The following is a 25,883-nucleotide window of genomic DNA, read 5'->3' on the forward strand; positions in this document are numbered from 1 at the left end:
ACTACTTTCCCTTTAATCTTGTTTATTAAATGCCATGAAAAATAAAATTGAATCAATAAAGAAATATTGTAACAGTCTTACAAGTTATTCAAGATACAAAACAAGAGAAGTTTTTATTGGAGATGTACCTCTCGGTGGAAATAATCCAATCCGTATTCAATCAATGACAACAACAAATACAATGGATACAATTGCAACTGTTGAACAATCAATTCGTATGATTGAAGCAGGATGCGATTATGTCAGAATTACAGCTCCAAGCATAAACGAAGCAAAGAATTTATTGAATATAAAAAATGAATTAAGAAGACGCGGATACAAAACACCTTTAATTGCTGATATCCATTACACACCAAATGCAGCAGAAGTTGCAGCTCGAATTGTTGAAAAAGTAAGAATAAATCCCGGGAATTTTGTAGACAAAAAGAAATTTCAAATTATTGAATACACTGATGAACAGTATAATGAAGAGATTGAAAAAATTCGAGAAAAGCTGATTCCTTTGTTGAAAATTTGTAAAGAGTATGGAACTGCACTTAGAATCGGGACGAACCATGGTTCTCTATCAGACAGAATTATGAGTCGGTATGGCGATACTCCGCTTGGAATGGTTGAATCTGCAATGGAATTTTTAAGAATATGCAGGGAAGAAAATTTTCATTCAATTGTTCTTTCGATGAAAGCAAGTAACCCACAAGTAATGGTTCAGGCTTATCGATTACTGATAAATAAAATGGAAGAAGAAGGAATGAATTATCCACTTCATCTTGGTGTAACTGAAGCTGGATTTGGGGAAGATGGCAGAATAAAATCTTCTGCTGGAATTGGAACTTTGCTTGAAGATGGCATTGGAGATACAATTCGTGTATCATTAACAGAAGAACCAGAATTTGAAATTCCAGTTGCAAAAATTCTTGTTAATAGATATAAAGAAAGAGAAAAACATAAACCAATAATTGAAATCGAAGAAAATCCCATCAATCCTTTTGATTACAAACGTCGTGAAACATTTGAAATATCAAACATTGGTGGCTCAACAGTTCCCAAAGTTATTGCAGATTTCAGCGAAGAAAATATTTCTTATTCATTAATGAAAAGTATTGGTTATAATTATTCAGAGGAATTGGATAAATGGATGTTAACAGATTCAGCAGCTGATGTAATTTATCTTGGCAAAAAAGAATTTCCATTTGAACCACCGCCAAACTTAAAATTAATTTATGATTATGAAAAATGGATTACATTAAAAGATAGAACAAAAGGATTTCCATTTTATCAAAATCCAGTTGAGTTCTTACAAGCAAAAGAATACTCATTTGTAATTAACTTTGTAGGATTAACAATTGATGAAGTTTTTTCTAACGAGTTTGAAAAAATTAAAAACAATTCAAAAGTTGTTTTTGTGATTAATACAGATAATCTGCATGGAATGGCAGAACAAAGAAGAATCTTTTTTGAATTAATTCTAAGAGATATAAAAAATCCTGTTATTATTAAAAGATTTTATGAAAATATTGACGAAGAAGAGCTAAGACTTTATTCAGCTACAGATTTTGGAGCTTTGTTTATCGACGGTTTTGGAGATGGAATATGGATAAATGCAAAAGATAAAAATAGAAATAATATCAGCAGAGAATTCATAAACAAAACTTCATTTGGAATTCTGCAGGCAGCAAGAGTTCGAATTACAAAAACTGAATATATTGCCTGTCCTTCCTGTGGAAGAACATTATTTGATTTAGTTGAGGTGACAAATAAAATTCGAAAACGAACAGAACATCTAAAAGGTTTAAAGATTGCAATAATGGGATGCATCGTAAATGGTCCAGGAGAAATGGCAGATGCCGATTATGGATATGTTGGTTCAGGTCCAGGAAAAATTACTTTGTATAAAGGAAAAGAAATTGTGAAAAGGAATATTCCCGACCAGAACGCATTGGATGAGCTCATAGAATTAATAAAATTAGATGGTAAATGGATAGAACAGGGATAAAATTGGTAATATTCTTGAAGTTCTTGTTCTATTATTATATATTTTGAATAGATTTATGGACAATTATTCAATAAAAAGAAGAAAAATACTTAACGGGTTTTCTAAAAAGAATTTCAAATGGGAAATGCACTCCACTTTTAGAGGGGTGCATTTTTTTTATATATGATTGCAGGAGAACTGACAGAATATATTGAAAGCTGGTCTCCCCCAGGAGCCGCTTGGGAAAAAGATAATGTAGGACTTCAAATAGGCTCTCGGGGGACGAAAGTAAAAAACATAATGCTCTGCCTCGAATTAACTGACGAAGTCCTTCAGGAAGCAATTGATAAAAATTGCAATTTTATTTTTACGCATCACCCACTGATTTTCAATCCAATTTATAAATTAGATTTTCAATCAAATTCGACTGCTGAACTTATTCAAAAAATCATTAAAAACAACATAACTGTTTATTCTGCTCATACTAATCTTGATTTTGCCAAAGATGGTGTTTCATTTGAACTGGCAAGAAAATTAGGATTAACAGAAATCAAATTTCTTCAGAACTTAGAATCAAACCAATTCAAATTAGCAGTTTTTGTTCCCGAAAATCATATAGAACAAGTTTCAAATGCTGTTTTTTCTTCAGGGGCAGGCATAATTGGTGAATATGAGAATTGCAGTTTTAGATTAAAAGGAGAAGGTACTTTTAAAGGCTCAGAGAAATCGAATCCAACTGTTGGGAAAAAAAATATTTTCGAAAAAGTTGAAGAGATTCGATTGGAATTTATTGTTGACCAGTGGAATCTGAATAAAGTGATTTCATCAATGCTTAAGGCTCATCCTTACGAAGAACCAGCTTATGACATTTATCCTTTGAAAAATCGAAATGTAAATTTTGGAGCCGGTGCAATTGGTTTTCTAAAAAATGAAATGAATGAAGAAGAATTTTTAACACATGTATCAAAATCATTGAACACAGAAGTTCTAAGATATTGTAGTGGAAAAAATAAACTTATAAAGAAAGTTGCTGTTTGTGGCGGAGCTGGCTCAAATTTAATAAATCATGCTATCAGTTCAAATGCAGATGCATTTATTACAGCAGATATTAAATATCATGAATTTCATAATGCAAACAATAAAATATTGCTGATTGATGCCGGTCATTACGAAACAGAAGTATTGATTTTGAATGAAGTTAAAAAAAGAATAGAAAATTTTATTGGCAATAGTAAAATAAAAGTTTATAAATATTCGAAAGTTACAAATCCAATAAAGTTTTATAAACATTAAGGAGTACTTAAATTGGTAGAACGATTAACAACACTCTATGAACTTCAATTAATTGATGATCAACTCGACGAGCTTGAGGATTTGCGAGGTGATCTTCCAGCTGTTGTAAATGAACTGACAGCACAAATTAATGCAATTCAAGAGCAAATAGAAACAAAGGAAGCAGAAAAGAAAAAGTCGTTGCAGAAACGAAAACAGAATGATGAAGATGTTGAGCGCTTGAAAGCTAATTTGAAAAAATTTAAAAGCCAGCTTTATCAAGTGCGCAACAATAAAGAATATGATGCATTAACAAAAGAAATAGACCACACAGAAGAACAAATTGAAAAACTTGAAAGTGAAAGTCTTGCTCTTGAAGATTTAATTCAAAAATTAAAAGCAGAGATAGAAGAAATTGAACCGCAGCTTGCTGCTCTTTCAAAAGAGCTTAAAGAAAAAGAATCTGAACTAAAACAAATTATTAAAGCAAACGAACGGGAAGAATTAAAGCTGAAAGAGAAAAGAGAAAAAGTTGCTGCTAAAGTTAAAAAGCAGGATTATGCAACTTATATGAGAATTCGAAAAGCTCTTGGCGGCAAAGCAGTTGTAACAATAATTCGTTCTGCATGTTCGGGATGTCATAATGTTGTTCCTCCACAAAGACAACTTGAAATTAAACAGAACAAAAGAATTTATTCATGTGAATCCTGTGGAAGAATTTTAGTTTCTGCAGAAATCGCAGAAGAAGCCAAGAAAAAATTGCAGCTGTAATCCCGATAAAAATTTTTCTGCTTCTTAATGTTTTAAAAACTTTTCGAATATTTAATTCACTAAAATTGTTTTAAATATGATTGCAAAAGAACTCTTGGAAGTTTTATGCTGCCCTGTATCAGGAGCAGATTTAGTGTTGGATGATAACTATCTTGTATCTACCGACAGAAATACAAGAAGAAGATACAGAATTGAGAACAACATTCCGATTATGTTAATCGAGGAATCTGATGAATTAGATTTAGAAACCTGGAAAGAAATAATGAAACGGCACGGCATTAAATCAGAATAATTTTTAACAAACTTGAAGGACTTATGCTGATAAAACAAAATCAAGATGAGATTCAAAATTATTTGACTGATGCTTCAAATTACGGCGGCAATTGTGAAGCTGTCTATATTCCTTCTAATGAGGATGAAATTGCTGAGATTCTAAAATATGCCAATCAAAATAAAAAAAGAGTAACAGTATCAGGGAATGGAACTGGATTAACTGGAGGAAGAGTGCCTGAAGGAGGCATTGTTATTTCTCTTGAAAATATGAATAAAATTATTGAATTAAATAAAGAAGAAAAATTTGCTGTAATTCAACCTGGTGTTATACTCAAGGATTTTCAGGATTATGTTGAAGAACAAAAATTATTTTATCCTCCAGATCCAACTGAAAGAAATTGTCAAATTGGAGCAAATGTTGCTACAAATTCATCCGGAGCGAGAACATTCAAATATGGTCCAACACGAGATTATGTACTTGGGCTGAAAATTATTCTTCCTGATGGAGATAAATTGTCGATTCAAAGAGGTCAATATTTTGCTGATGATTTCAATGCAATTCTTATTACTGAAAGCGGTAAAAAAATTTCCTTTACATTGCCTCAATATGAAATGCCGAATACAAAAAATGCAGCAGGTTACTACTGCAAAAAAAATATGGATCTGATTGATTTGTTTATTGGTTCTGAAGGAACGCTTGGAATATTCTCGGAAATAAAATTAAAATTAATTGAACTCCCGGAGAAAATTTTATCATGTGTTATATTTTTTGATAATGAAGATAATGCTCTTAATTTTATTGAAGAAGCAAGAGCAATTTCTAAAAAAAGAATTGAAAGTTCTCTCTCATTAATTTCTGCAAGAGGCTTGGAATTCTTTGATTTCTACACACTCAAATTTTTATCAGAAGATTATCCCAATATTCCAAATGATGCAAAAGGAGCCGTTTGGTTCGAGCAGGAACTTGATGAAAATGAGGACGAGATAATTTCACACTGGATGGAATTAATCAATAAGCATTCAGGAATGGAAGAAAATTCTTGGATAGCTTCAGATAAAAAAGAACAGGAACAATTCAAAGATTTTCGACACGCAATTGCATGGAAAGTAAATGAATATGTAACCCGACGAGGCTTGAAAAAAGTAGGAACTGATGTTGCTGTGCCAGATGATGTTTTTAAGGATTATTATTATGATGTTAAAAAAATTGTTGAAAGCAATGGCTTGAACTATGTTGTTTATGGTCATTTTGGAAATTCACACATGCATTTGAATATGCTTCCTCAAAATGAAGAAGAATACAATATTTCAAAAAAAATTTATATGACAATTTGTGAAAAAGCTGTTCAATTGAAAGGAACAATTTCTGCAGAACACGGCATTGGAAAACTAAAACGCGATTTCTTTCTTAAAATGTACGATGAAAAAACTATAAGAGAAATGGCAAAATTAAAATTGGTTTTCGACCCGAATAAAATTTTGAACATTGGCAATATTTTTTACGAGAACTATTTTGACTAAATATTATTTTATAACATTATTATTCATATTAATTCTATCATCTTATTCATTTGCACAAAATGATTTATCCTTAGACAATCGTTTTAGATTAGCACAAAGTTATGAAGAAGTAGGACAGCTTGAAAAAGCAGAAGCAATACTGCGTGAACTTGTAAATATCAACTCATACAACTATTCATATTTTGATGCGCTGACAAGAATTTTAATCAAACAAAAAAAATATTCCGAAGCCTCCGAGTTAATTGAAAATAGATTGAAACAAACACCTCAAGATATTAATCTTTATGGACTGCTTGGCTCAGTTTATTTCATGTCTGATAATGTAACTAAAGCTTATGAGACATGGGAACGCGGATTAAAAATAAATCAATCTTCTATAGTTGCACTCAGAGTAATTGCAAATTATGCAATTGAAAACAGAGCTTTTGAAAAGGCTATTGAAATTCTTAAGCGAGGAAAAGAAATATCTGATGAACCTGAAATTTTTTCTATTGACCTTGCTAATATCTATCTTGCTAATATGAGATTTACAGATGCAGCGAATGAATTTTGTGACTTAATAATTAAAAAGCCAGAACAAATTGGTAATGTAAAAAGCAGAATTAATTATTACTCAGATAATCAAAATGCTGTTGAACAGTTTATCGAAGCTATCAAGAAAAAAATAAAAGAGAAACCATCGCCGGTATTGTATGACTTGCTTTCTTATAATTATTCACTAATTGGGAAGTATGAACTTGCATTTCAGCTTCTTGTTGAATATGAAGAAAAAACAAATGGAAATGGGAATACAATTTTTTCTTTTGCGCAAAATGCATTGCAGAATAAGGAATATTCCGCAGCTTTTAAAGCCTTTGAGTATTTAATTAAGAAAAACACTAATCCTCAAATGATGCCGGCAATAAAGTATTATTATTCAACTTCACTCGAAGCAGCTTATAATGAAAAATATAAAAATGAAATTGACTCATGGAAATCATACAGAGTAATTACAATAGTTAATGAAGACGAAATAAAAAAAATAATTAAATCTTATGAAGATGTTGTAAAAAATTATCCGCAAAGTTCTTTTTATCCTCAGGCATTATTTAGAATAGCAGAAATTAATTTCAATTTGTTAAACAATATTCAAAAAGCGGAAAGTTTATATACTTTGATAAACATAAGAGCAGCTAATACAGATTTTTCAATTTTGTCATTTATTCAGAAAGGTAAAATTGCAATTCATCAGAATCGATTTGAAAATGCAAAATCTCTTTTTGAAAAAGTGTTATTAAACAGCAGAGCAAATTTAAATCAAAAGTCAGAAGCAAACTTTTTCATTGCAAAAATAAGTTTCTGGCAGTCCAATTTTAATGAAGCTGTAAAATTCTTATCTGAAACTGCTAAAAATTTATCGAGTGATTTTGCAAATGATGCTTTAGAGTTATTATCTCTCATCAACGCAACAAAACGGGATTCAATTAATTTGTCTAAATATGCAGAAGCTGATTTACTTTTATTCATAAAAAAATTTAATGAAGCCGCAGAAATATTTAAGTCTTTGGCAGATAACAAAGATTTATTTATTCTAAATGAATTTGCAAGTTATAAACTTGCAGAAACATTATTAGCTTTGAATAATTTACCTGTTGCGATTAAAATACTCGAAGATTTATTGGAAAAATCAAAAACGGGAATTTTTGGCGATAAATCACTTTTTCTGCTGGGCAAGATTTATCAATATGGAATTAAAGATAAAACTAAATCTATTCAGATTTATCAAAAACTTCTTGAGAAATTCCCAAATTCATTATATTTTGAACAAGCAAGAGAATATTTAAATAATTTACAAACAAATAATGGTTAAATATGGCAGGTCATAGAGAACCCAAAACTATAAGATGCTCTTTTTGTGGAAGAGATGGAAGCGAAGTCTCAAGTATGGTTGCAGGTCCAGATGTTTACATTTGTGATATTTGCATTAAAACAAGTGTTGAAATATTAAAAAACAATGTATCGACTTTTGGTAAAAAAGATTCTATCAGCTTATCATTAACACCAGAATTAATCAAGAAAAGTCTTGATGAATATGTAATAGAACAAGAACTCGCAAAGAAAATTCTTGCTGTTGCAGTTTATAATCACTATAAAAGAATAAATGCTCCTTCTTCTTTTTTTGATGTTGATGATGTTGAAATTGAAAAAAGCAATATTCTGTTGATTGGTCCAACTGGAGTAGGAAAAACACTTCTTGCTCAAACATTGGCAAGGATTCTTGATGTTCCGTTCGCAATTGCAGATGCAACAACTTTAACCGAAGCTGGCTATGTTGGAGATGATGTGGAAACAGTTTTAGTTCGTCTGCTTCAAGCTGCAGATTATAATCTTGAAAGAGCACAAAAAGGAATTGTTTATATCGATGAAATTGATAAAATAGCTCGTAAAAGTGAAAGTGTTTCAATTACTCGTGATGTTTCGGGAGAAGGTGTTCAACAAGCTCTATTGAAAATTCTTGAAGGAACAATTGCAGGAGTTCCTCCAAGAGGCGGAAGAAAACATCCAGAACAAAGTTTAATTAATGTTAATACAAAAAATATTCTGTTTATATGCGGCGGTGCTTTTGAAGGAATTGAAAATATTATTGCATCAAGAATAAATCGCAATCCAATTGGATTTGATACAAACATGTCCAAAGCTGATGAGATTGATAAAGATAATCTTGTTCAAAAAGTTCAACCTGAGGATTTAATTAAGTTTGGATTGATACCAGAACTTGTAGGAAGACTTCCGGTTATTGCTCCACTTCATTCATTAGGACCAGCTGCATTGAAAAATATTTTAACTGAGCCTAAGAATGCAATTATTAAGCAATATAAAAAATTATTTGCTCTTGAAGGAGTAGAACTTGAGTTTGACCCGCTTGCACTTGATGAAATTGTTAAAAAAGCAATTGAAAGAAAAACTGGAGCTCGTGCTCTCAGGTCAATTGTCGAAGGAATTCTGCTTGATGTGATGTATGAAATTCCAACAATGGAAAATGTTGACAAATGCTTAATCACTCGTGATGTTGTTGCCAAAGGTGAAAAACCAATTTATATTGAATCCGACAGAAAAATTGCATAACCATGTAATCACTTTAATGCTCTCCGTTCTTGGCGGTTTAACTTATATCCTAACCGCAGAGGACGCAAAGAAACGTTGAGATTTTTAAAATTTTTTATCCGAAATTCTTTTCATACATGAAAAAAATTATTCTCATAAATTTTCTTTTGTCATCTTTACTACTTGCCCAGGCAAAAATTCTTATCTACATGGATTTGCAGCAAACTGACCACTTAAAAGCTTATGGTATTGCTTACAATGCACTTAGAGATGGGATGACAGGCGACTGGCTGCTCAATTATAGAGGCGGTGCTTTTATGTTTGATTATTCTGAAAAACTTGCTGCAAGATGCAGATTAAAAGGAGTTGCATTTCAAACATTAACCCAGCAGGAAGCTGTTCAAATTTATTCTCTCGTTCAAAGTGAAGACAAGAATATGGAAGTTGTTCGGCTTGAAAAAGCTCCCAAGATTGCTGTCTATGTCCCACCAAATTTTAAACCTTGGGATGATGCAGTTACACTCGCACTTGATTATGCAGAAGTTCCTTATGATAAAATTTGGGTAGAAGAAATTTTACGAGGTGATTTAGAAAAATATGATTGGCTCCATCTCCATCATGAAGATTTTACAGGACAATATGGTAAATTCTATGCTTCGTTCAGCAATGCACCATGGTATATAGAACAGCAGAATATTTACGAAAAAGAAGCAAAGAAACTTGGTTTCAAAAAAGTTTCTGAAATGGAAAAAGCAGTTGTGCTCTCAATTAAAAATTATGTTGGAAAAGGAGGATTTTTATTTGCAATGTGCTCTGCAACAGATACATACGACATTGCACTTTCAGCATTAAATGTTGATATAGTAGATAAAATGTATGATGGTGACCCGCCAGACCCTGATGCACAAAATAAATTAGATTTTTCTCAAACTCTTGCTTTTGAAAATTTCAAACTCGAGATGAATCCTTTAATTTATGAATACAGTGATATCGATATTCAACCTGCCGAAATTGGACCAGAGCAAAATGATTATTTTACCTTGTTTGAATTCTCTGCTAAATATGACCCTGTTCCAACAATGTTAACTCAAAATCATGTAAATGTAATTCATGGTTTTATGGGACAAACCACAATGTTTAGAAAAAAGTATATCAAAAATTCTGTTTATATTCTTGCTGAACGAGCAGGAACTGATCAGGTAAAATATATTCATGGGAATTATGGTAGAGGGACTTTTACTTTTTATGGTGGACACGACCCAGAAGATTATCAACATGCGGTGGGTGATCCGCCTACAGATTTAAGTCTTTTTAAAAATTCTCCTGGCTACAGATTAATATTGAACAACATACTTTTCCCGGCTGCAAAAAAGAAAGAACAAAAAACCTGATACTATTCAATTCAATTTTACAGCTGAAATTAAATTCATATATTTGCACGCAAAAATTTTTCAAGTTTGCCAGATCAATGGCCGGCAGGTTAGTACCCAACCCCGCCAGGTCCGGAAGGAAGCAACGGTAAGTATTTAACCTGGGTGGTCGTTTGGTCTGGCTTTTATTTTTGTTCTGATTTTATTTCGGGGTGATAGTATTCAAAAATTATTTTTGCTTTAGATTTTCCAACAACTTCTGATAATTTTTGTTCATCCATATTTTTTATTTCATCAATGCTGAATTTTGATAAAAGCTTTTGTGCAGCTTTTTCTCCTATCCCTTTAATTTCTAGTAGTTCACTTGTAAAAGTTCTTTTACTTCTTCTTTCGCGATGAAATGTGATTGCAAATCGATGTGCTTCATCTCTAATTTGCTGAAGTAACTTTAAACTTGATGATGTCTTTGAAATTAATATTGGATCAGATTCATTAGGAACAAAAATTTCTTCAAGCCGCTTTGCAAGACCAATAATTTCATAATCTTTTATTCCAAGATTTTTCAGAACTTCTATTGCACTTGAGAGTTGACCTTTTCCGCCATCAACCATAATTAAATCAGGCAGGGGTTCATTTTCTTCAAGCAGTTTACTGTATCTTCTGTAAAATACTTCCTGCATGCTTGCAAAGTCATTTGGTCCTTCTACAGTTTTAATAATAAATTTTCTGTACAAACTTTTTTTTGGTTTTCCATCAACAAAAACTACCATGCTTGCAACTGCATCACTTCCTTGAAGATTTGATATATCAAAGCATTCAATTTTTCTTGGAAGTTTTTTCAAATGCAAATCTCTTTGAAGAGCAGAGAGCGCATAAGGCACGCTCCCTTCTTTTTTCATTCTTTGAAGCTGAATTTCTTCGAGATAAAGCTGAGCATTTTGCTTGCACATCATCAAAAGCGATTTTGCTTCACTCTGTTTTTGAGGAATAACAAACCTGCATTTCTTTAATGCTCGTTTGTTCAGCCATTCTAATAAAGTTTCAGAATCATCAGGTTCAATTTCAATGATTATTTCTTTTGGCACTTCAACATATTCATCATAATAAAATCTGATAATTGCAGAATAAATTTGACTCTCGTCTTCATTTTCCTCTGTAGTCAAAGCAAGCTGCTTTTTTCCGACAAGTTTACCAGAACGAATGTTAAGAATTGTAGCTGCTACATCTTTTCCTTCATAAGCTGCGCTAATTATATCTTTATCTTCTAAGTCAGTTGAAACAACTTTTTGTTTGGAAGAATAAATTTGAAGCTGTTCAATTCTATCGCGCAGTTCTGCAGCTTTTTCAAATTCTAAATTTTGAGCTGCTTGGTTCATTTGTGATTTCAGTTCCTCAATCAAATCATCAGTTTTACCTCGCAGAACTTTAACAACCTGATTAACCATTTGATTATAATGATATTGAGAAACAAGTCCTTCACATGGTCCATCACATTTTTTTATATGATAATCAAGACACACTTTGAATTTCTTTTTTTGAATAGCTTCTTCGGTGATATCGTATTTGCAGCTTCTTATTTTAAATATTTTGTTTATTAACCGAAGCGATTGCTTCATGTTTTTGACATCAGTATATGGACCAAAATATTTGGAACCATCTTTAACAATATTTCTTGTTGGATAAATTTGTGGATAAGGTTCATTGGTAACTTTGATGTAAGGATAAGATTTATCGTCTTTCAGATTTACATTGTAGCGGGGTTTTAATTCTTTAATTAAATTATTTTCAAGAACCAGTGCTTCAATTTCGTTGTCTGTTATAATTACCTCAACATCATGAATTTTTGATACAAGCGCAGCAGTTTTAGGTGAATCAAGATTTTTTTGGAAATAAGAACGAACTCGGTTTCTTAAATTTTTTGCCTTTCCAACATAAATCACTTTGCCTTTTTCATTTTTGAACTGGTAAATCCCAGGCAAAGCAGGCAAGTTATTTAATTTATCTTCTAAATTTGGATTCATAAATTTAGTTAAGAATTTATTGGATAAAAATCTGAAATCTCGCATTAATAAAAAAGCCCTTTATAAAGAATACATGTAAAGAAACTGCGTGAACCATCAACAAAAAAAATATTTTGATTTTTTTTTGAAATTATTATTTTGCATTCAAATTAAATATTAAAAACATCTTAATTAACAGTGAGGGTAAATTTTAGCAAATTTACTATTTAATAAAATTCACTAATAATAAAAATTTTCATTAAAGTTTAGAATCTAATCACTATAACTGAGGGACATTATGAAAAAATCATTCTTAATCATCCTCGCATTACTTTTTTCTCAAATTTCTTTTGCTCAAATTGAAGGTAGGAGATTTGAAATCTCAACAAGCGGGTCTTTAGGAACAGTTTCATCTGTAAGCAAATCCGGCAATTATACTTACGAGTCAGATGCAAAATTTTACTTTAATGCTTTTATTCGTGCAGGATATTTTCTATATGGTGGATTTCAATTTGAACCTGAATTTTATACTTTTTTGGTTGAAGGAGAAAAACCTTCTTTTGTTGTAAGTGGAAATATTGCTTATAACTATAAGATTATGGATACTAAATTTTATCCATTCGTTTTAGTTGGTTATGGGCTTGGGAATTCTTATCCTTTTATTACTGCGACAAATGCTTTCATTCGAATGTCGGATAAGTTTGATGTTACCTGCTTAAATGCTGGATTTGGTTTGAAGTACTTTTTCACTAATAGTGTTGCTGTAAGAACAGAATATCGTTACCAGTGTTTTCATGATACATTAGAAAACTTTTATTCTAATAGTGAATATACAAGAAAATTGAATTCCTTATTGATTGGTTTTTCAATTTTATTTTGAAATTCAATGAGGGGAAAAAATGGAAACATCACAAGAGAAAAACAAAAGAAACATTAAAATTATTACTTGGGTTATTATAGTTATTTCATCACTTTCATTGATCGCTTCTTTAAGCAGTCTAATTGGCAGTTTGTTTATGAATACTGCTCAAAATAGAATTTATTCATCAGCTGCCAATGCAAAAATGAATATGAATCTTGTTTATGTTCTGATAATGAATTCAATTCAATTTTTATTGAGTGCATTTCTGTTAATATCTGCAATTTTTGCTCTGCAATTTAAAGAGTATTGGAGAGGAAAAATTATTTTAGGCTTAATTTTATCAATTGTTTATTTGCTTATAGCCCCAATTATTAATTTCTATTATCCGCCTGTTGAATTTCAAAATCAGGAAGTTCAAAATGTATACAGCAATGTAAAAATGTTGATGCTTTACACAAGTTATTTTTATTCAATTGTTATCTCAATATTTTTTATAATCTCAATTTTCAGGTACTCAAATAAGAATATTAAAATATTATTTGAGTAAAACTGTTTTGAGCTTTTAAAAAGGAGGGGACAAAATGAAAAAGTATTTGATTTTCTTTTTTGTTTGTTTAATGACCGTTTCTTTGTTTGGTCAAAATTATTCTCTTAATGTTTCATATCAACTTGGAAGAAGCGGCGAATATTATGGTGTCAGTGCTTCAAAATGGATTAAAACCTGGAACAACAACAAAGTTGTTTTAAGAGGAATTGCTGGCTTTTTTGCCGGAACTCATTGGGGTGAAAAATCTAATATTTCGGAATTTAGAAGAATTGAAGTTGGAATTGAAAGCAGAAACACAATGGTAACGGGAAAAGATTTCTTTAACATTATTAATGTTAGTTATCTTTTTACTTCTTTTAATAAACTTGAGGATAACAACAGGTTTGCGTTTAGAGAAAATGGTTGGATGTTTTCTTTTGGATTTGGAACAAAATTAATCTCGCCAGTATTTGTTATGGCAAGATATGTTTGGGGACCGCAAAGAGGAATTCGTTTGGGAATTGAATATGATTTTTAAAGAAAATTAAGTTCAATAAAAAAACAAGAAATTTATAGAACGCAGATAAACACAGATTATGCTGATTTGCTAAGATTTTAATATTGAACCCCTTCGGAGGTTCATACATTTTGTAATATTGGAATTTACTATTAATGTTAAACCCTATCAGTTTTTTATTTGTGATTTTTTGCTTTCCACCTGTAACTTTTTATCTTCAACCTCTAACCGTTAACCTGCAACTTTTAACCCGAATAAACTGACCATTAATTGAATTTGTAATTTTTTGGAATTACTACAATGCCGGTTTCTGAAACTGTAAATCTTTTTTTATCGACTTCAGTATCAAAACCAATTTCAGTTCCTTCAGGGATAATTACATTTTTGTCAATTATTGCTCTTCGAATTCTTGAGTGTCGCCCAATGTTGCAATTATCCATAATGATTGAATCAGTTATATAAGTATAACTGTTAACACGAACATTAAAACCAAGAATTGACCTTTCAACTAATCCACCAGAAATAATTGTTCCATCAGTAATTAAAGAATTAATTGCTCGTCCAACTCTTTCTCCTTCGTGCGATACAGTTTTTGCTGGTGGAAATTGTCTTTGTTCTGTTCTAAGTGGCCATTCCTGATCGTAAAGATTAAAATGTGGATTAACACTTATCAAGTCCATACTCGCTGCATAATAACTTTCGATTGTTCCAACATCAACCCAATAAGGCTGCTCTTTTTTATTCTCATCAACAAATCTATAAGCTTGAATATGATAATTATTTTTTATCATATAAGGAATTACATTCTTCCCAAAATCAATATTAGGAACTTTTTCTTCTTCCATTTTATTCATTACTTCTTTTATTACAGGGACATTGAAAACATAAATGCCCATATTGACAAATGAGTAATCTGGTTTATTTGGAATAGCAGGAGGATTTTTTGGTTTTTCAAGAAATGATGTGACTCTGTAATCAGAATCAATTTCAAGAACGCCGAATCGAGTTGCTTGTTCTTTTGGAATTTCAATTGCGGATAATGTAAGAGCAGCCTTCTTTTCAATGTGATATTGAATCATTTTCAAGTAATCCATCTTGTAAATGTGATCACCCGATAAGACTAACAGCCATTCGTAGAGATTGTCTGTTATCAAATTAAAATTCTGGTGAATAGCATTTGCAGTCCCAAGATACCAATCTCTTCCAGTTTTAAATTGCGGAGGAATTGAATAAATAAACTCTCCAAGTTCTGGATTAAAAATATTCCATGCTTCATAAAGATGTCGATTTAAAGAATCAGATTTGTATTGAGTTAGTACAAAAATTTTTCTGAATCCGGAGTTCAAACAATTAGAAAGTGTGAAATCAATAATTCTGTATTTACCGCCAAATGGCACTGAAGGCTTTGTTCTCTCTTTGGTAAGAGGATACAATCTTTCTCCTTGACCACCAGCTAAAATCATTGTTAGAGTTTTTCTTAAAATTTCAGAACCAGCATAATTTCTCATGGCAGCCTCCAGTCTTTTTCTAAAATATATTCAATTATAAATTGATTGGCAATTTAAGAAATGATTAACTTTGTGATGTTTATGAATAAATTATATGCAATTTTATGAACTTTAAAAAGAGTCCGATTAGAACAGCAATTATAATTGCTTTAGTGTCAATTCTGTTTTCAATAATAGTTATAGTTCCTTTCGCTGTGAAAACTTTTCATTTTATTAATAAACCAGTTAAGCTGCTAACAAATTTTAATAAAACCGAACTGAATGAAAATTTCATTGAAGAATATAATCCTCCTACTCAAACTATATTTGATGTATTGCATTACGATATTCATATTGAATTGATTCCAGAAAGTAAAATGATTAAAGGAACTGTTTCAATTAGATTTACAACAAATAATCCCAATGCCAAAGAAATTGATATTAATTTTTATGATAACATGAACATTAAAAATGCTTATCTGAATGATGAACCTGTTGATTTTAAAAGAGAGGAAACAATAGTAAAATTTATTCCAAAGGAAATTCTTAAAGATACTTCAGAACTGAAAATTATCTATGAAGGCGAACCTAAAAGACTTGGCTTTGGTTCTTTTTGTTTTGAAAATGTGAATGGACAAAATTTTGTTTATACAATCAGCGAACCGTTTTATGCATCAACTTGGTTTCCATGTGTTGATAAACCTGATGATAAAGCTCTTGCAGATATTTTCATAACTAATGATTCTTCTTATGTCTCTCTTTCAAATGGGAAACTGATAGAAGTAATTTCAAAAAATTCAAAAAAAACATATCACTGGAAAACTTATTATCCAATTTCTACTTATTTGATTACAATATATTCGGGCAAGTATAAGTCATATTGCGATAAATATATTTCAGTTACAAGCGATACTCTCCAGCTTTGCTATTATGCATTAGAGGATAAATTTGAAGATGCAATCAAAGATTTTTCAGACCATCCTCGATACATCAAAACATTCGAAAAAATTTTTGGTCCCTATCCATTTATAAAAGAGAAATATGCAGTTGCAGAATTTCTTTGGCAGAATGGTGCAATGGAACATCAAACAATTACAGGTGTAGGTTCGAGATTTATCACTGGCAAAAAATTTTTTCAGGATATGCTGATTCATGAATTATCACATCATTGGTGGGGAAATGCTGTAAGTCCAAAAACATGGAAAGATATTTGGCTTAACGAAGGATTTGCTACTTACTCAGAAGCATTATACTGGGAATATCAAGCTGGTAAAAGTGCTCTTATTTCTACAATGAATTCTAAATCTGGAATGTTTTTGACAGGAACTTTATACAATCCAAAAGAAAATCTTTTCAGCAGTTTGATTTATAACAAAGGTGCATGGGTTCTGCACATGCTTAGAAGAGAAGTGGGTGACAGCTCCTTCTTTAAAATTTTGCGAACATACTTTCAAAAATTTAGATATAAAAATGCATCTACACAGGACTTTCAGGATGTTTGCGAAAAAGTAACAGGAAAAAATCTTAAGTTTTTCTTTGATCAATGGATTTACAAAGGCACAGGGAAAATAGAAGCTGAATACAACTGGGATATTATTCCAGTAAGCAATGGATATAAAATAATTTTTAAAATCAATCAGTTACAAAATGGTTATGATATTTATAAATTTCCTGTTGATATAAAAATTTATTTTGAAAATGATGAACCCGAAGTAAAGAATTTTTATGTTCAATCACGTGAAAGCAAATTTGAATTTGTTACAAAGAACAAACCGGTTTCATTTGAGTTAGACCCTGATAAATGGCTGCTTGCAAATTTTAGTCAATCAAAATAATTGTTATGAATTCTCTGAAAACATATTTTTTTATATCTGATTTGCATCTGGGTTTAGATTCTAAAGAAATTGAAATAGAAAAGGAAAATAAACTTATTTCATTTCTTCGATTTGCAAAGGAAAACTGTGATGAATTATTCATAATGGGCGATTTGTTTGATTACTGGTTTGAATATAAAAGAGTAATTCAAAAAGGATTTTATAGAACTTATGCAGCATTGAAAGATTTTTCTGAAAGCAAGAAAAAGATTCATTATTTCATTGGCAATCATGATTTTTTACACAGAGATTTTTTTGAAAAAGAAATCGGAGCTTCACTTTATCATAATCCAATTTCAATTGAATTAAATGGAAAAAAATTTTTTATTGGGCACGGCGATGGTTTGATTAAAAGCGATGTCGGCTATAGAATTCTTAAACAAATTTTAAGAAACAAATTTCTTCAAAAAATTTATTCAATGATTCATCCTGATTTGGGAATTAAGATTGCAAGTCTTTCAAGTAAAACAAGCAGGAATTATTCTTCTCAAAAATTTCAAAATAAACTTGATGGACTTTATGATATAGCCAAAGAAAAAATTAGTGAAGGCTATGACTACGTAATTTTTGGTCATTCACACATTCGAACATTTGAAAAGTTTAATCATGGATATTATATAAATCTTGGCTCATGGCTGCAAAAACCATGTTATGGAAAATTCACAAATAATTTTGAGATTATAGATTGGGTGTAAGATGATTAAAAATCAAATTCCTTCAAAAAATATTCAGAAAAAGAAAAAGAGCAGAGGATTAAAATTTTTTATTCTTTTTTTGGGAATAATATTTTTAACTGCATTTATACTTTTGGTTCAATATATTTTTGAAGGCTTGCCCTCACTTGATGAACTTGAAAATCCAAAACCTCAATTAGCAAGCAATGTTTATAGTATTGATGGAGAATTGATTGGGCAATTTTTCAAAGAAAACAGAGTTGAAGTAAGCATTGATAGCATACCGCCTCATGTAATTAATGCACTTATTGCAACTGAAGACAGAAAATTTTATGACCACTGGGGAGTTGACATTGGCAGATTTATAAAAGCAATGTTTAAGAATATTTTTTTGTTTAAGAGAGAAGGAGCAAGCACAATTACGCAACAGCTTGCAAAAAATCTTTATGAATTAAAACTACAGAACGAATCTTTATTCGATACAATAATCAGAAAAATTCGCGAATGGATAACTGCTATCCAGATTGAAAAAACATATACCAAACGAGAAATACTCGAAATGTATTTTAACATTCAATGGTTTGGTCATGGCGCTTATGGTATTGCAATGGCATCAAAAGTTTACTTTGATAAAGATGTCAAACATTTGAGTATTGAAGAAGGAGCTCTTTTAATTGCATTACTGAAATCATGGGTTTATTATGACCCGTATGAAAAATATGACAGAGCATTTCAAAGAAGAAATGTTGTATTAAAAAATATGGTTGAAATGGGTTATCTAAGTGAAGAAGAGTATGAAAGATTAAAAGTAAAGCCTATAAGATTATCTTACAAAAAAATTGAACAGGGAATTAGAGGAACCATCGCACCGCACTTTGTAGAATACATTCGACAACAAATGGAAAAAATTGCAGCAAAATATGGTTATGATTTGTATCGAGATGGATTAAATATTTATACTACACTCGACAGCCGAATGCAGAGAATTGCTGTTCATGCAGCCGAAGTTCATTTGAATGAATTTCAAAAACAATTTGATAAATCATGGTCATGGAGTAAATATAAAGGCGTAATTGATGATTTAATCGACAAAGCAATAAAAAATAGAATTGAATATAGAACAGCTTCGAACGAAGAAGAAAGAAAAAGTATCTATTATAGATTAAAAAATAATCAGGAGTTTATCGACTCAGTTAAAAATGCAGCAAAGCAAATTGAAGTTGGTTTTGTTGTGATGGATGTTAAAACAGGTGAAATTAGAGCAATGGTCGGCGGGCGAAATCAAAGATTTTTATATGGACTTAATCATGTAACACAAATAAAAAGACAACCCGGCTCAGCTTTCAAACCAATAGTATATACTGTGGCAATAGATAGAGGTTTGTATCCAGCTTATCCAATTTTAAATCAGCCTTTTAATTACAACGGATGGAGTCCTCAAAATTTTGATTTGTCAACAGGTGGCTTTACTACATTAAGACAGGGACTTGCTCATTCAATAAACATTGTTGCTGCAAGATTAATAATTGAAGATTATGCACCACTTCCTGATATCGGAAGAATTGCTGAAAGACTCGGAATAAAAAGCAAACTCGAACTCTATCCATCTATTGCACTCGGAACATCACTCGTTTCACCGCTTGAATTAACGACTGCTTATGCTACTATCGCTAATCATGGAATTTACAATGAACCAATTTCTATTTTAAGAATTGAAGATAAAGATGGAATGTTGATAGATAAATTTGTATCTGAGTCGCGTGAAGGAATTTCTGAAGAAACAGCTTACATTGTAACTGATATGATGAGAACTGCCATTGACCAAGGAACTGGAGTTGCTGCAAGATATCGTTACAATTTTCAGCGACCAGCAGCTGGGAAAACAGGAACAACTCAGGATTATGCTGATGCCTGGTTTGTTGGTTTTACTCCTCAACTAGTTGGAGGTGTTTGGGTTGGATTTGATGACCAAAGAATTTCATTTACAGGTGAATATGGTCAGGGTGCAAGAGCTGCACTACCTATCTGGGCAATCTTTATGCATGATGTTTACGAACAATTGAAACTACCTCTTGAAGATTTTCAGCCTCCTGCAAGCGGAAATGTTGTTCCAGTTAAATATTGCAGAGAATCAATATTTGAATATGGAAATCCTAAACTTTACTCATCTGATTGCCGCGGCGGTGTTTATGTAGATATAGCAAATATTAAAAATCTGCCAGAAAGTTTTGATGCACTTTTGGATAATAAAGCAATTATTCCCAGCAGATACTCATTAAAAGATTCCACACACGAAGCTAAAGAAATTAGATGAGTTTTGTTTTAAAATTCATTTGTGATTATTTTTGAATTGAAATTTTGCCCGGATGGTGGAATTGGTAGACACGCTAGCTTCAGGAGCTAGTTGGCTTTAGCCAGTGCAGGTTCGAGTCCTGTTCCGGGCACAAAAATTTCTTATTTTTTTCACATTTACTATTCGGTTCATAAATAATAAATTATTTGTTAACTTCCTGCCAAACAATTTCTTATTGAAATGAAATTATTAAAAAAAATTTCACTAATAATTTTTTTAATCCTTACTTCATGTCTTCAGTACTCAGAAAAAATGAAATTAAATCATGATGGCTCAGGTGAAATTACTTTTGCTATTGGAATAAACAATGAAATATTTAATCTTGGGAAAGGAAAATTTGAACTTGACAACTTTAATGCAGATTCAATCAAAAAAAATTATCTAAACAAAAAGGGAATAAAATTCCTTAACAGCAGAACTTTTGTGAATAATAATATAAGATGGATTGAAATTACATTGAAGTTTGATTCAATCGAGAATCTCAATTCAATCACTGATGATACAACACAAAGTGGAATGTTTGGAATAATATCACTTACAAAAGATAAAGATGGAAACATCATTTTTTCTAGAAAAATATATCCAGTCAGCAAAGAAAAATTAACTGATGAAGAATCAAAAATTTTTTCTTTAATCTTTTCCCAATATAAATGGAATTATGAACTTCAGCTTCCATCAAAAATTATTTCCTCAAATGCACATGAAGTAAAAATTGATTCAAACATTGCACGATGGTCATTTTCACTTGCATCTTTGTATACCGAAAAAAATCTTAATGTTACTTTTGAAGGGAAAAAATTTTCATGGCTTATTTATTTGTCAGGTGCATTATTGATAATTATCGCTTTGTATTTTTTTAATATTTTGAATAAAAAAAGTAAATCTAAATTGAAAAATTAATGTTAACTTAGAATGAAATATGATAGATTAAAAAAAGCATACAAGAATGCATTAAAATTTTCTAAGGCTCACTATGAAAACTTTCCAGTTGTTTCATTCTTTCTGCCGCATAGATTGAAAAAACATATTGCAGTTATTTATCAATTTGCACGTCAGGCAGATGACATAGCAGATGAAGGTAACTATCCAGTTGATTTTAGATTAATGCTTCTGGAAAATTATAAAAATAAACTTGTGAATGCTTTGAAAAAAATTTATGAAGATGATTTCTGGATGGCTCTGGGAAACACAATCAGTTTGATGAACCTGACGCCAAAATATTTTTTCAATCTTTTAAGTGCCTTTGAACAGGATGTAACTGTTACAAGATATAAAACATTTGAAGATGTTTTGAATTATTGTGAAAGATCTGCTAATCCCGTGGGCAGATTAATTCTTGAATTGTATGATATTAGAGATGAAAAAATAATGCAATATTCTGATGCTGTATGCACAGCACTTCAATTGACAAATTTCTATCAAGATATTTCAATTGATTATAGAAAAAACAGAATTTATCTGCCTCTTGATGAAATGAAAAAGTTTGGTGTTAGCGAGAATATTTTTGAGTTAAAAAAAAATAATGCTAACTTTAAGCAGTTATTAAAATTTCATATAGAAAAAACGAAAGAACTGTTCCGCCAAGGGGAAAATATTTTAATTTATCTTCCAGCAATGCTTAGATTACAAATTAAACTTACAATACTTGGCGGAGAAAAAATTTTAGAAAAAATTGAGGAACTTGATTATAACACTTTGAATTTTAGACCAACTCTTTCAAAGAAAGATGTAGTAAAATTATTTTATAAAGCTTTGAAAAAATGAATGACCAATCAAAAATAATAGCAAAAGAAAGCAAGAGCAGTTTTTACTATGCTTTCAGTTTACTTCCCTCTGAAAAACGAGATGCAATGAACACGGTTTATGCGTTTTGCAGAAAAACAGATGATATTGTTGATGAGGGAAATGAAAATGAAGATATCAAATATGAGCGTTTGCGAAAATGGAAAAATGAATTTGAAAAAGCACTTCAGGGGAAATCTGATTATTATTTGTTAAATAAGCTAACAAATATCATCAAACAATTTAACATACCAATTGAACATTTCTATGAATTAATTTCCGGCGTAGAAATGGATTTGCAAAGAAAAAGATACTTAAACTTTGATGACCTAATTCAATATTGCTACAAAGTTGCAGCAACAGTTGGATTAATGTGCATAGAAATTTTCGGTTATAAAAATAAATCTGCTAAAGATTATGCTGTTAATCTTGGCATTGCATTGCAGCTGACAAATATTTTGCGTGATGTTGGAAAAGATATTGAAAAAGGAAGAATTTATATCCCTCAAAGTGATTTAATTAGATTTAATTATAGCGAAGCAGAATTAATTCAGAAAAAGTATAATGATAACTTCAAACAATTGATGGAATATGAAAGCCAGCATGCATTTCACTTCTTTGAAAAAGCAGAGCAATCAATAGATTTTGAAGATAAACCCTCATTGTTTCCTGCACGTGCTATGCAGCATATTTATTTCAAACTTCTAAAAAAAATTCAAGCCAAAGATTATGATGTGTTTAACAATCAAATCAAAGTAAGCACAATTGAAAAAGCTGCAATTTCATTAGGTGTTTGGGCTAAATACAGTTTAATTTATTGATGAAAAATTGTTTGATAATTGGTGGTGGTTTTGCAGGATTAAGTGCTGCAGTTTATCTCTCCGATAAAGGATTTAAAGTTACTTTGATTGAAGCTTCTCCAAAATTAGGTGGCAGAGCTTATTCTTTATTTAATTCCAAGCATAATGATTTTTATGATAACGGTCAGCATATAATGATGGGCTGCTACAATGCTGCATTAAATTTCCTGAAAAAAATAAATGCACTTAATAAGGTGCACTTTCCAAATTCATTAAAAATAAATTATGTTGAAAAAGGTGGAAAAATTTATCAATTGAATTCCTCAACTTTATTTTATCCATTTAATTTGATTTTTGCTTTCATGAAATTTTCTGCCATAAACCTCAAGTCGAGATTGAAAATAATTAAACTTCTCGCCGAAGTTCTTTTATTTGATATTAATTCTTTTGATGATTTAACAGTGGAAGAATGGCTTAAGAGAAAAAATCAATCTGATGAATCAATTAAAACATTCTGGGAAATTCTTACTGTAGGTGCGTTAAATACTAGGATAGATTTAGCATCCGTAAAAATTTTTAAGGAAATATTAAAGAGAATTTTTAACAGCTCAAATTCGTCATTAATTTTAGTGCCAGCTACGGATTTGACAAATCTTTATATAAAAGATTCAGAAAAATTTATTAAAGAACGCAATGGAAAAATTAAAACCTCTGAACGAGTTTTGAAATTTGTTATTGATCAAGATAAAATTATAAAAGTAATAACAGATAAAAACATTTATGAAAATTTTGATTTCATAATATCAGCAGTTCCTTCATATTCATTAAAGAAAATAAAAATAGAAAGTTCGAAATCAATTCATGATTTTTCTTTTATTCCTGAGTTAAATTATTCACCAATCTTGAATGTGCATTTATGGTTAAGAGAAAATCCATTCACAGAAGATTTTTATGGATTAATCGATTCAAACATACATTGGGTTTTTAATCACAATAAACACATTACACTTACTACGAGTGCAGCAGATAAATTAATTAATCTAAAAGATGAAGAACTTCTTGAAAGTTTGTATTCGGATTTGGAGAGATATTTTCCTATATTCAAAAGTGAATTTGTAATTGATTATAAAATTATAAAAGAGAAAAGAGCAACTTTTATTCCTGATGTTAGTTCTTTAAGTAAGAGAAAAAAAATTAAATCTCCATTTGAAAATTTTTTTATTGCAGGTGATTGGACGATTATAAATCTGCCATCAACAATTGAAAGTGCTGTTTTGAGTGGTTACATTGCAGCTGAAAAAATTGTTTTTTCGGTGAAATAAATTTATTTATTCTATTACAAACGTAATAAAAATAGGTGGAGGGGTATATGTCTTCTCTAAAAGAAAAGCTGCAAGAAAAGATTATTCAGGAAAGACCACGAACAGAAAGATTGCTTAAAGAGTTTGGTGATGTGAAAGTTGATGAGGTAAAAATCAATCAGGTGATTGGAGGGATGCGTGATATCAAATGCCTTGTGACTGATATTTCGTATCTGGATCCTTATGAAGGAATTCGTTTTCGTGGTATGACAATTCCTGAAGTTCTTGAAAAGCTCCCTAAAGTTCCAGGAGCAGAAATGCCTTATGTTGAAGGTCTCTTTTACTTATTGTTAACTGGTGAAATTCCAACTGAAAAAGAAGTAGAAGAAGTTCATCAGGAATTTAATCAAAGAAAAGAAGTGCCTTCTTATGTGTTTGATATTATTCATACTATGCCAAAAGATTCACATCCAATGACCATGTTTGCAACTGGTATAATGTCAATGCAAAGAGAATCTATTTTCGCAAAAGAATATCGTAAAGGATTGAAAAAGACTGATTATTGGTCTGCATATTATGAAGATGCAATGAATCTTCTTGCAAAAATTCCTGAAATTGCTGCTCATATTTACAGATGGAAGTATAAAGATGGAGATATTATTCCAGGAGACCCGCATTTAGATTTTGGCGGCAACTTTGCTCACATGATGGGTATTGATAAACCTTATGATGATGTTTCAAGGCTTTATTTTATTTTGCACAGCGACCATGAAAGTGGTAATGTAAGCGCACATACGGGACATTTAGTTGCAAGTGCACTTTCGGATATTTATTATGCAATAAGTGCAATGTTAAATGGCCTTGCTGGACCATTGCACGGTTTAGCTAATGAAGAAGTTTTAAGATGGCTGCATGGTGTAATGGAATCGATGGGAGGAAAAATTCCAACTGAAGATGAAATGAAACAATTTGTTTGGGATACACTCAAAGCTGGAAAAGTTATTCCTGGATTTGGTCATGCAGTATTAAGAAAAACTGACCCGCGATACATGGCACAAAGAGAATTCTGCTTGAAACATTTACCAGATGACCCAATATTCAAGTATGTAGATTTATTATTCAAAGTTGTGCCCCCAATTCTTATGGAACAGGGGAAAGCAAAAAATCCATGGCCTAATGTTGATGCTCAATCAGGTGTAATTCAATGGCATTATGGTGTTAAAGAATATGAATTTTATACAGTACTCTTTGGGGTTGGAAGAGCACTTGGAGTTTGTGCAAATATTATCTGGGCTCGTGCACTCGGTTATCCAATTGAAAGACCAAAATCTGTTACAACTGCAATGCTCGAAGAAATTGCTTTCGGGAAAAAATAATTTGTTCAACTTTATGAGCCGGGGAATTTTACTCCGGCTCTTTTTATCTTCTAAAAATTACAAGTCAA

Annotated in this window: 21 protein-coding genes, 1 tRNA gene and 1 other RNA gene; 21 read left to right on the top strand and 2 right to left on the bottom strand. The window is 31.0% G+C overall.

The window, feature by feature from the left end:
* Positions 1-34: 34 nt before the first annotated feature.
* The 9 genes from ispG to ffs all read left to right on the top strand — a co-directional run bounded on the left by ispG (position 35) and on the right by ffs (position 10,450).
* Positions 35-1,993 carry a (E)-4-hydroxy-3-methylbut-2-enyl-diphosphate synthase gene (gene ispG / locus AC27L2_RS04075; protein ID WP_487210410.1) on the top strand — a complete coding sequence of 653 codons (1,959 nt, stop codon included), beginning with the start codon at positions 35-37 and terminating at the stop codon, positions 1,991-1,993.
* Between the two features lie 162 nt (positions 1,994-2,155).
* Complete coding sequence (locus AC27L2_RS04080) at positions 2,156-3,265, top strand: Nif3-like dinuclear metal center hexameric protein (RefSeq protein ID WP_487210411.1); 1,110 nt, start codon at positions 2,156-2,158, stop codon at positions 3,263-3,265.
* A 12-nt stretch (positions 3,266-3,277) separates the two neighbouring features.
* Positions 3,278-4,015 (top strand): zinc ribbon domain-containing protein, encoded by a 738-nt coding sequence (locus AC27L2_RS04085; RefSeq protein WP_487210412.1) that lies wholly within the window; start codon positions 3,278-3,280, stop codon positions 4,013-4,015.
* A gap of 76 nt (positions 4,016-4,091) precedes the next feature.
* A complete protein-coding gene (locus AC27L2_RS04090; RefSeq protein WP_487210413.1) occupies positions 4,092-4,307 on the top strand; it encodes a Trm112 family protein in 216 nt (71 codons plus the stop codon).
* A 23-nt stretch (positions 4,308-4,330) separates the two neighbouring features.
* Entirely contained in the window at positions 4,331-5,809 is a 1,479-nt protein-coding gene (locus tag AC27L2_RS04095; protein WP_487210414.1) for an FAD-binding oxidoreductase, read from the top strand.
* Positions 5,802-7,658, top strand: coding sequence for a tetratricopeptide repeat protein (locus AC27L2_RS04100; protein WP_487210415.1), 1,857 nt, complete (start codon positions 5,802-5,804; stop codon positions 7,656-7,658). Before AC27L2_RS04095 ends, AC27L2_RS04100 begins: the two co-directional genes overlap by 8 nt.
* A 2-nt stretch (positions 7,659-7,660) precedes the next feature.
* Entirely contained in the window at positions 7,661-8,914 is a 1,254-nt protein-coding gene (clpX, locus tag AC27L2_RS04105; RefSeq protein WP_487210416.1) for an ATP-dependent Clp protease ATP-binding subunit ClpX, read from the top strand.
* Positions 8,915-9,030: 116 nt separating this feature from the next.
* Positions 9,031-10,284, top strand: coding sequence for an asparagine synthetase B (locus AC27L2_RS04110; RefSeq protein WP_487210417.1), 1,254 nt, complete (start codon positions 9,031-9,033; stop codon positions 10,282-10,284).
* Between the two features lie 67 nt (positions 10,285-10,351).
* Positions 10,352-10,450, top strand: an RNA gene (ffs, locus tag AC27L2_RS04115) — signal recognition particle sRNA small type.
* On the opposite strand, the gene uvrC is transcribed toward ffs, so the two are convergent.
* Entirely contained in the window at positions 10,449-12,284 is a 1,836-nt protein-coding gene (uvrC, locus tag AC27L2_RS04120) for an excinuclease ABC subunit UvrC (protein ID WP_487210418.1), read from the bottom strand. The two genes, ffs and uvrC, sit on opposite strands and share 2 nt — an antisense overlap.
* A gap of 277 nt (positions 12,285-12,561) precedes the next feature.
* Here uvrC and AC27L2_RS04125 point away from each other — a divergent pair, with 277 nt between their 5' ends.
* From AC27L2_RS04125 to AC27L2_RS04135, 3 genes are read left to right on the top strand one after another with little or no spacing between them, the layout of a single operon-like run.
* Positions 12,562-13,143, top strand: coding sequence for an outer membrane protein (locus AC27L2_RS04125; protein WP_487210419.1), 582 nt, complete (start codon positions 12,562-12,564; stop codon positions 13,141-13,143).
* Positions 13,144-13,162: 19 nt separating this feature from the next.
* Positions 13,163-13,672 carry a hypothetical protein gene (locus AC27L2_RS04130; RefSeq protein WP_487210420.1) on the top strand — a complete coding sequence of 170 codons (510 nt, stop codon included), beginning with the start codon at positions 13,163-13,165 and terminating at the stop codon, positions 13,670-13,672.
* 34 nt (positions 13,673-13,706) lie between these two features.
* Positions 13,707-14,189, top strand: a complete 483-nt coding sequence (locus AC27L2_RS04135; RefSeq protein ID WP_487210421.1) for a hypothetical protein — start codon at positions 13,707-13,709, stop codon at positions 14,187-14,189.
* Positions 14,190-14,434: 245 nt separating this feature from the next.
* On the opposite strand, the gene glgC is transcribed toward AC27L2_RS04135, so the two are convergent.
* Positions 14,435-15,676, bottom strand: coding sequence for a glucose-1-phosphate adenylyltransferase (glgC, locus tag AC27L2_RS04140; RefSeq protein WP_487210422.1), 1,242 nt, complete (start codon positions 15,674-15,676; stop codon positions 14,435-14,437).
* 104 nt (positions 15,677-15,780) lie between these two features.
* On the opposite strand from glgC, the gene AC27L2_RS04145 reads away from it, so the two are divergent.
* From AC27L2_RS04145 to AC27L2_RS04185, 9 genes are all read left to right on the top strand, one after another.
* The gene (locus tag AC27L2_RS04145; protein ID WP_487210423.1) at positions 15,781-17,490 is read left to right on the top strand and encodes a M1 family metallopeptidase; all 1,710 of its coding nucleotides are present in this window, start codon (positions 15,781-15,783) and stop codon (positions 17,488-17,490) included.
* Positions 17,491-17,495: 5 nt separating this feature from the next.
* Complete coding sequence (locus AC27L2_RS04150) at positions 17,496-18,224, top strand: UDP-2,3-diacylglucosamine diphosphatase (RefSeq protein WP_487210424.1); 729 nt, start codon at positions 17,496-17,498, stop codon at positions 18,222-18,224.
* A gap of 1 nt (position 18,225) precedes the next feature.
* Positions 18,226-20,517 (top strand): penicillin-binding protein 1A, encoded by a 2,292-nt coding sequence (locus AC27L2_RS04155; protein WP_487210425.1) that lies wholly within the window; start codon positions 18,226-18,228, stop codon positions 20,515-20,517.
* A 46-nt stretch (positions 20,518-20,563) separates the two neighbouring features.
* Positions 20,564-20,647, top strand: a tRNA-Leu gene (locus tag AC27L2_RS04160).
* 161 nt (positions 20,648-20,808) lie between these two features.
* Positions 20,809-21,456, top strand: coding sequence for a hypothetical protein (locus AC27L2_RS04165; RefSeq protein ID WP_487210426.1), 648 nt, complete (start codon positions 20,809-20,811; stop codon positions 21,454-21,456).
* Positions 21,457-21,468: 12 nt separating this feature from the next.
* Positions 21,469-22,320: a squalene synthase HpnC gene (hpnC, locus tag AC27L2_RS04170; RefSeq protein WP_487210427.1), complete on the top strand. Its 852-nt coding sequence runs from the start codon at positions 21,469-21,471 to the stop codon at positions 22,318-22,320.
* On the top strand, positions 22,317-23,159 hold the full coding sequence (hpnD, locus tag AC27L2_RS04175) for a presqualene diphosphate synthase HpnD (RefSeq protein WP_487210428.1): 843 nt from the start codon (positions 22,317-22,319) through the stop codon (positions 23,157-23,159). Before hpnC ends, hpnD begins: the two co-directional genes overlap by 4 nt.
* Positions 23,159-24,460 carry a hydroxysqualene dehydroxylase HpnE gene (hpnE, locus tag AC27L2_RS04180; RefSeq protein WP_487210469.1) on the top strand — a complete coding sequence of 434 codons (1,302 nt, stop codon included), beginning with the start codon at positions 23,159-23,161 and terminating at the stop codon, positions 24,458-24,460. The genes hpnD and hpnE overlap by 1 nt, the downstream gene beginning before the upstream one ends.
* A 47-nt stretch (positions 24,461-24,507) precedes the next feature.
* Positions 24,508-25,815, top strand: coding sequence for a citrate (Si)-synthase (locus tag AC27L2_RS04185; protein WP_487210429.1), 1,308 nt, complete (start codon positions 24,508-24,510; stop codon positions 25,813-25,815).
* Positions 25,816-25,883 lie beyond the last annotated feature (68 nt).

This window comes from Rosettibacter sp. KY25 (assembly GCF_057554405.1).

Excerpts from the sequence above, each read along its gene's own strand:
- AC27L2_RS04165 (WP_487210426.1), top strand. The coding sequence starts at position 20,809 with ATGAAATTAAATCATGATGGCTCAGGTGAAATTACTTTTGCTATTGGA.
- AC27L2_RS04110 (WP_487210417.1), top strand. The coding sequence starts at position 9,031 with ATGAAAAAAATTATTCTCATAAATTTTCTTTTGTCATCTTTACTACTT.
- ispG (WP_487210410.1), top strand. The coding sequence starts at position 35 with ATGAAAAATAAAATTGAATCAATAAAGAAATATTGTAACAGTCTTACA.
- AC27L2_RS04145 (WP_487210423.1), top strand. The coding sequence starts at position 15,781 with ATGAACTTTAAAAAGAGTCCGATTAGAACAGCAATTATAATTGCTTTA.
- uvrC (WP_487210418.1), bottom strand. The coding sequence starts at position 12,284 with ATGAATCCAAATTTAGAAGATAAATTAAATAACTTGCCTGCTTTGCCT.
- AC27L2_RS04080 (WP_487210411.1), top strand. The coding sequence starts at position 2,156 with ATGATTGCAGGAGAACTGACAGAATATATTGAAAGCTGGTCTCCCCCA.
- hpnD (WP_487210428.1), top strand. The coding sequence starts at position 22,317 with ATGAATGACCAATCAAAAATAATAGCAAAAGAAAGCAAGAGCAGTTTT.
- AC27L2_RS04155 (WP_487210425.1), top strand. The coding sequence starts at position 18,226 with ATGATTAAAAATCAAATTCCTTCAAAAAATATTCAGAAAAAGAAAAAG.
- AC27L2_RS04125 (WP_487210419.1), top strand. The coding sequence starts at position 12,562 with ATGAAAAAATCATTCTTAATCATCCTCGCATTACTTTTTTCTCAAATT.
- AC27L2_RS04095 (WP_487210414.1), top strand. The coding sequence starts at position 4,331 with ATGCTGATAAAACAAAATCAAGATGAGATTCAAAATTATTTGACTGAT.
- hpnE (WP_487210469.1), top strand. The coding sequence starts at position 23,159 with ATGAAAAATTGTTTGATAATTGGTGGTGGTTTTGCAGGATTAAGTGCT.
- AC27L2_RS04150 (WP_487210424.1), top strand. The coding sequence starts at position 17,496 with ATGAATTCTCTGAAAACATATTTTTTTATATCTGATTTGCATCTGGGT.
- clpX (WP_487210416.1), top strand. The coding sequence starts at position 7,661 with ATGGCAGGTCATAGAGAACCCAAAACTATAAGATGCTCTTTTTGTGGA.
- AC27L2_RS04090 (WP_487210413.1), top strand. The coding sequence starts at position 4,092 with ATGATTGCAAAAGAACTCTTGGAAGTTTTATGCTGCCCTGTATCAGGA.
- AC27L2_RS04130 (WP_487210420.1), top strand. The coding sequence starts at position 13,163 with ATGGAAACATCACAAGAGAAAAACAAAAGAAACATTAAAATTATTACT.
- AC27L2_RS04185 (WP_487210429.1), top strand. The coding sequence starts at position 24,508 with ATGTCTTCTCTAAAAGAAAAGCTGCAAGAAAAGATTATTCAGGAAAGA.
- glgC (WP_487210422.1), bottom strand. The coding sequence starts at position 15,676 with ATGAGAAATTATGCTGGTTCTGAAATTTTAAGAAAAACTCTAACAATG.
- hpnC (WP_487210427.1), top strand. The coding sequence starts at position 21,469 with ATGAAATATGATAGATTAAAAAAAGCATACAAGAATGCATTAAAATTT.
- AC27L2_RS04135 (WP_487210421.1), top strand. The coding sequence starts at position 13,707 with ATGAAAAAGTATTTGATTTTCTTTTTTGTTTGTTTAATGACCGTTTCT.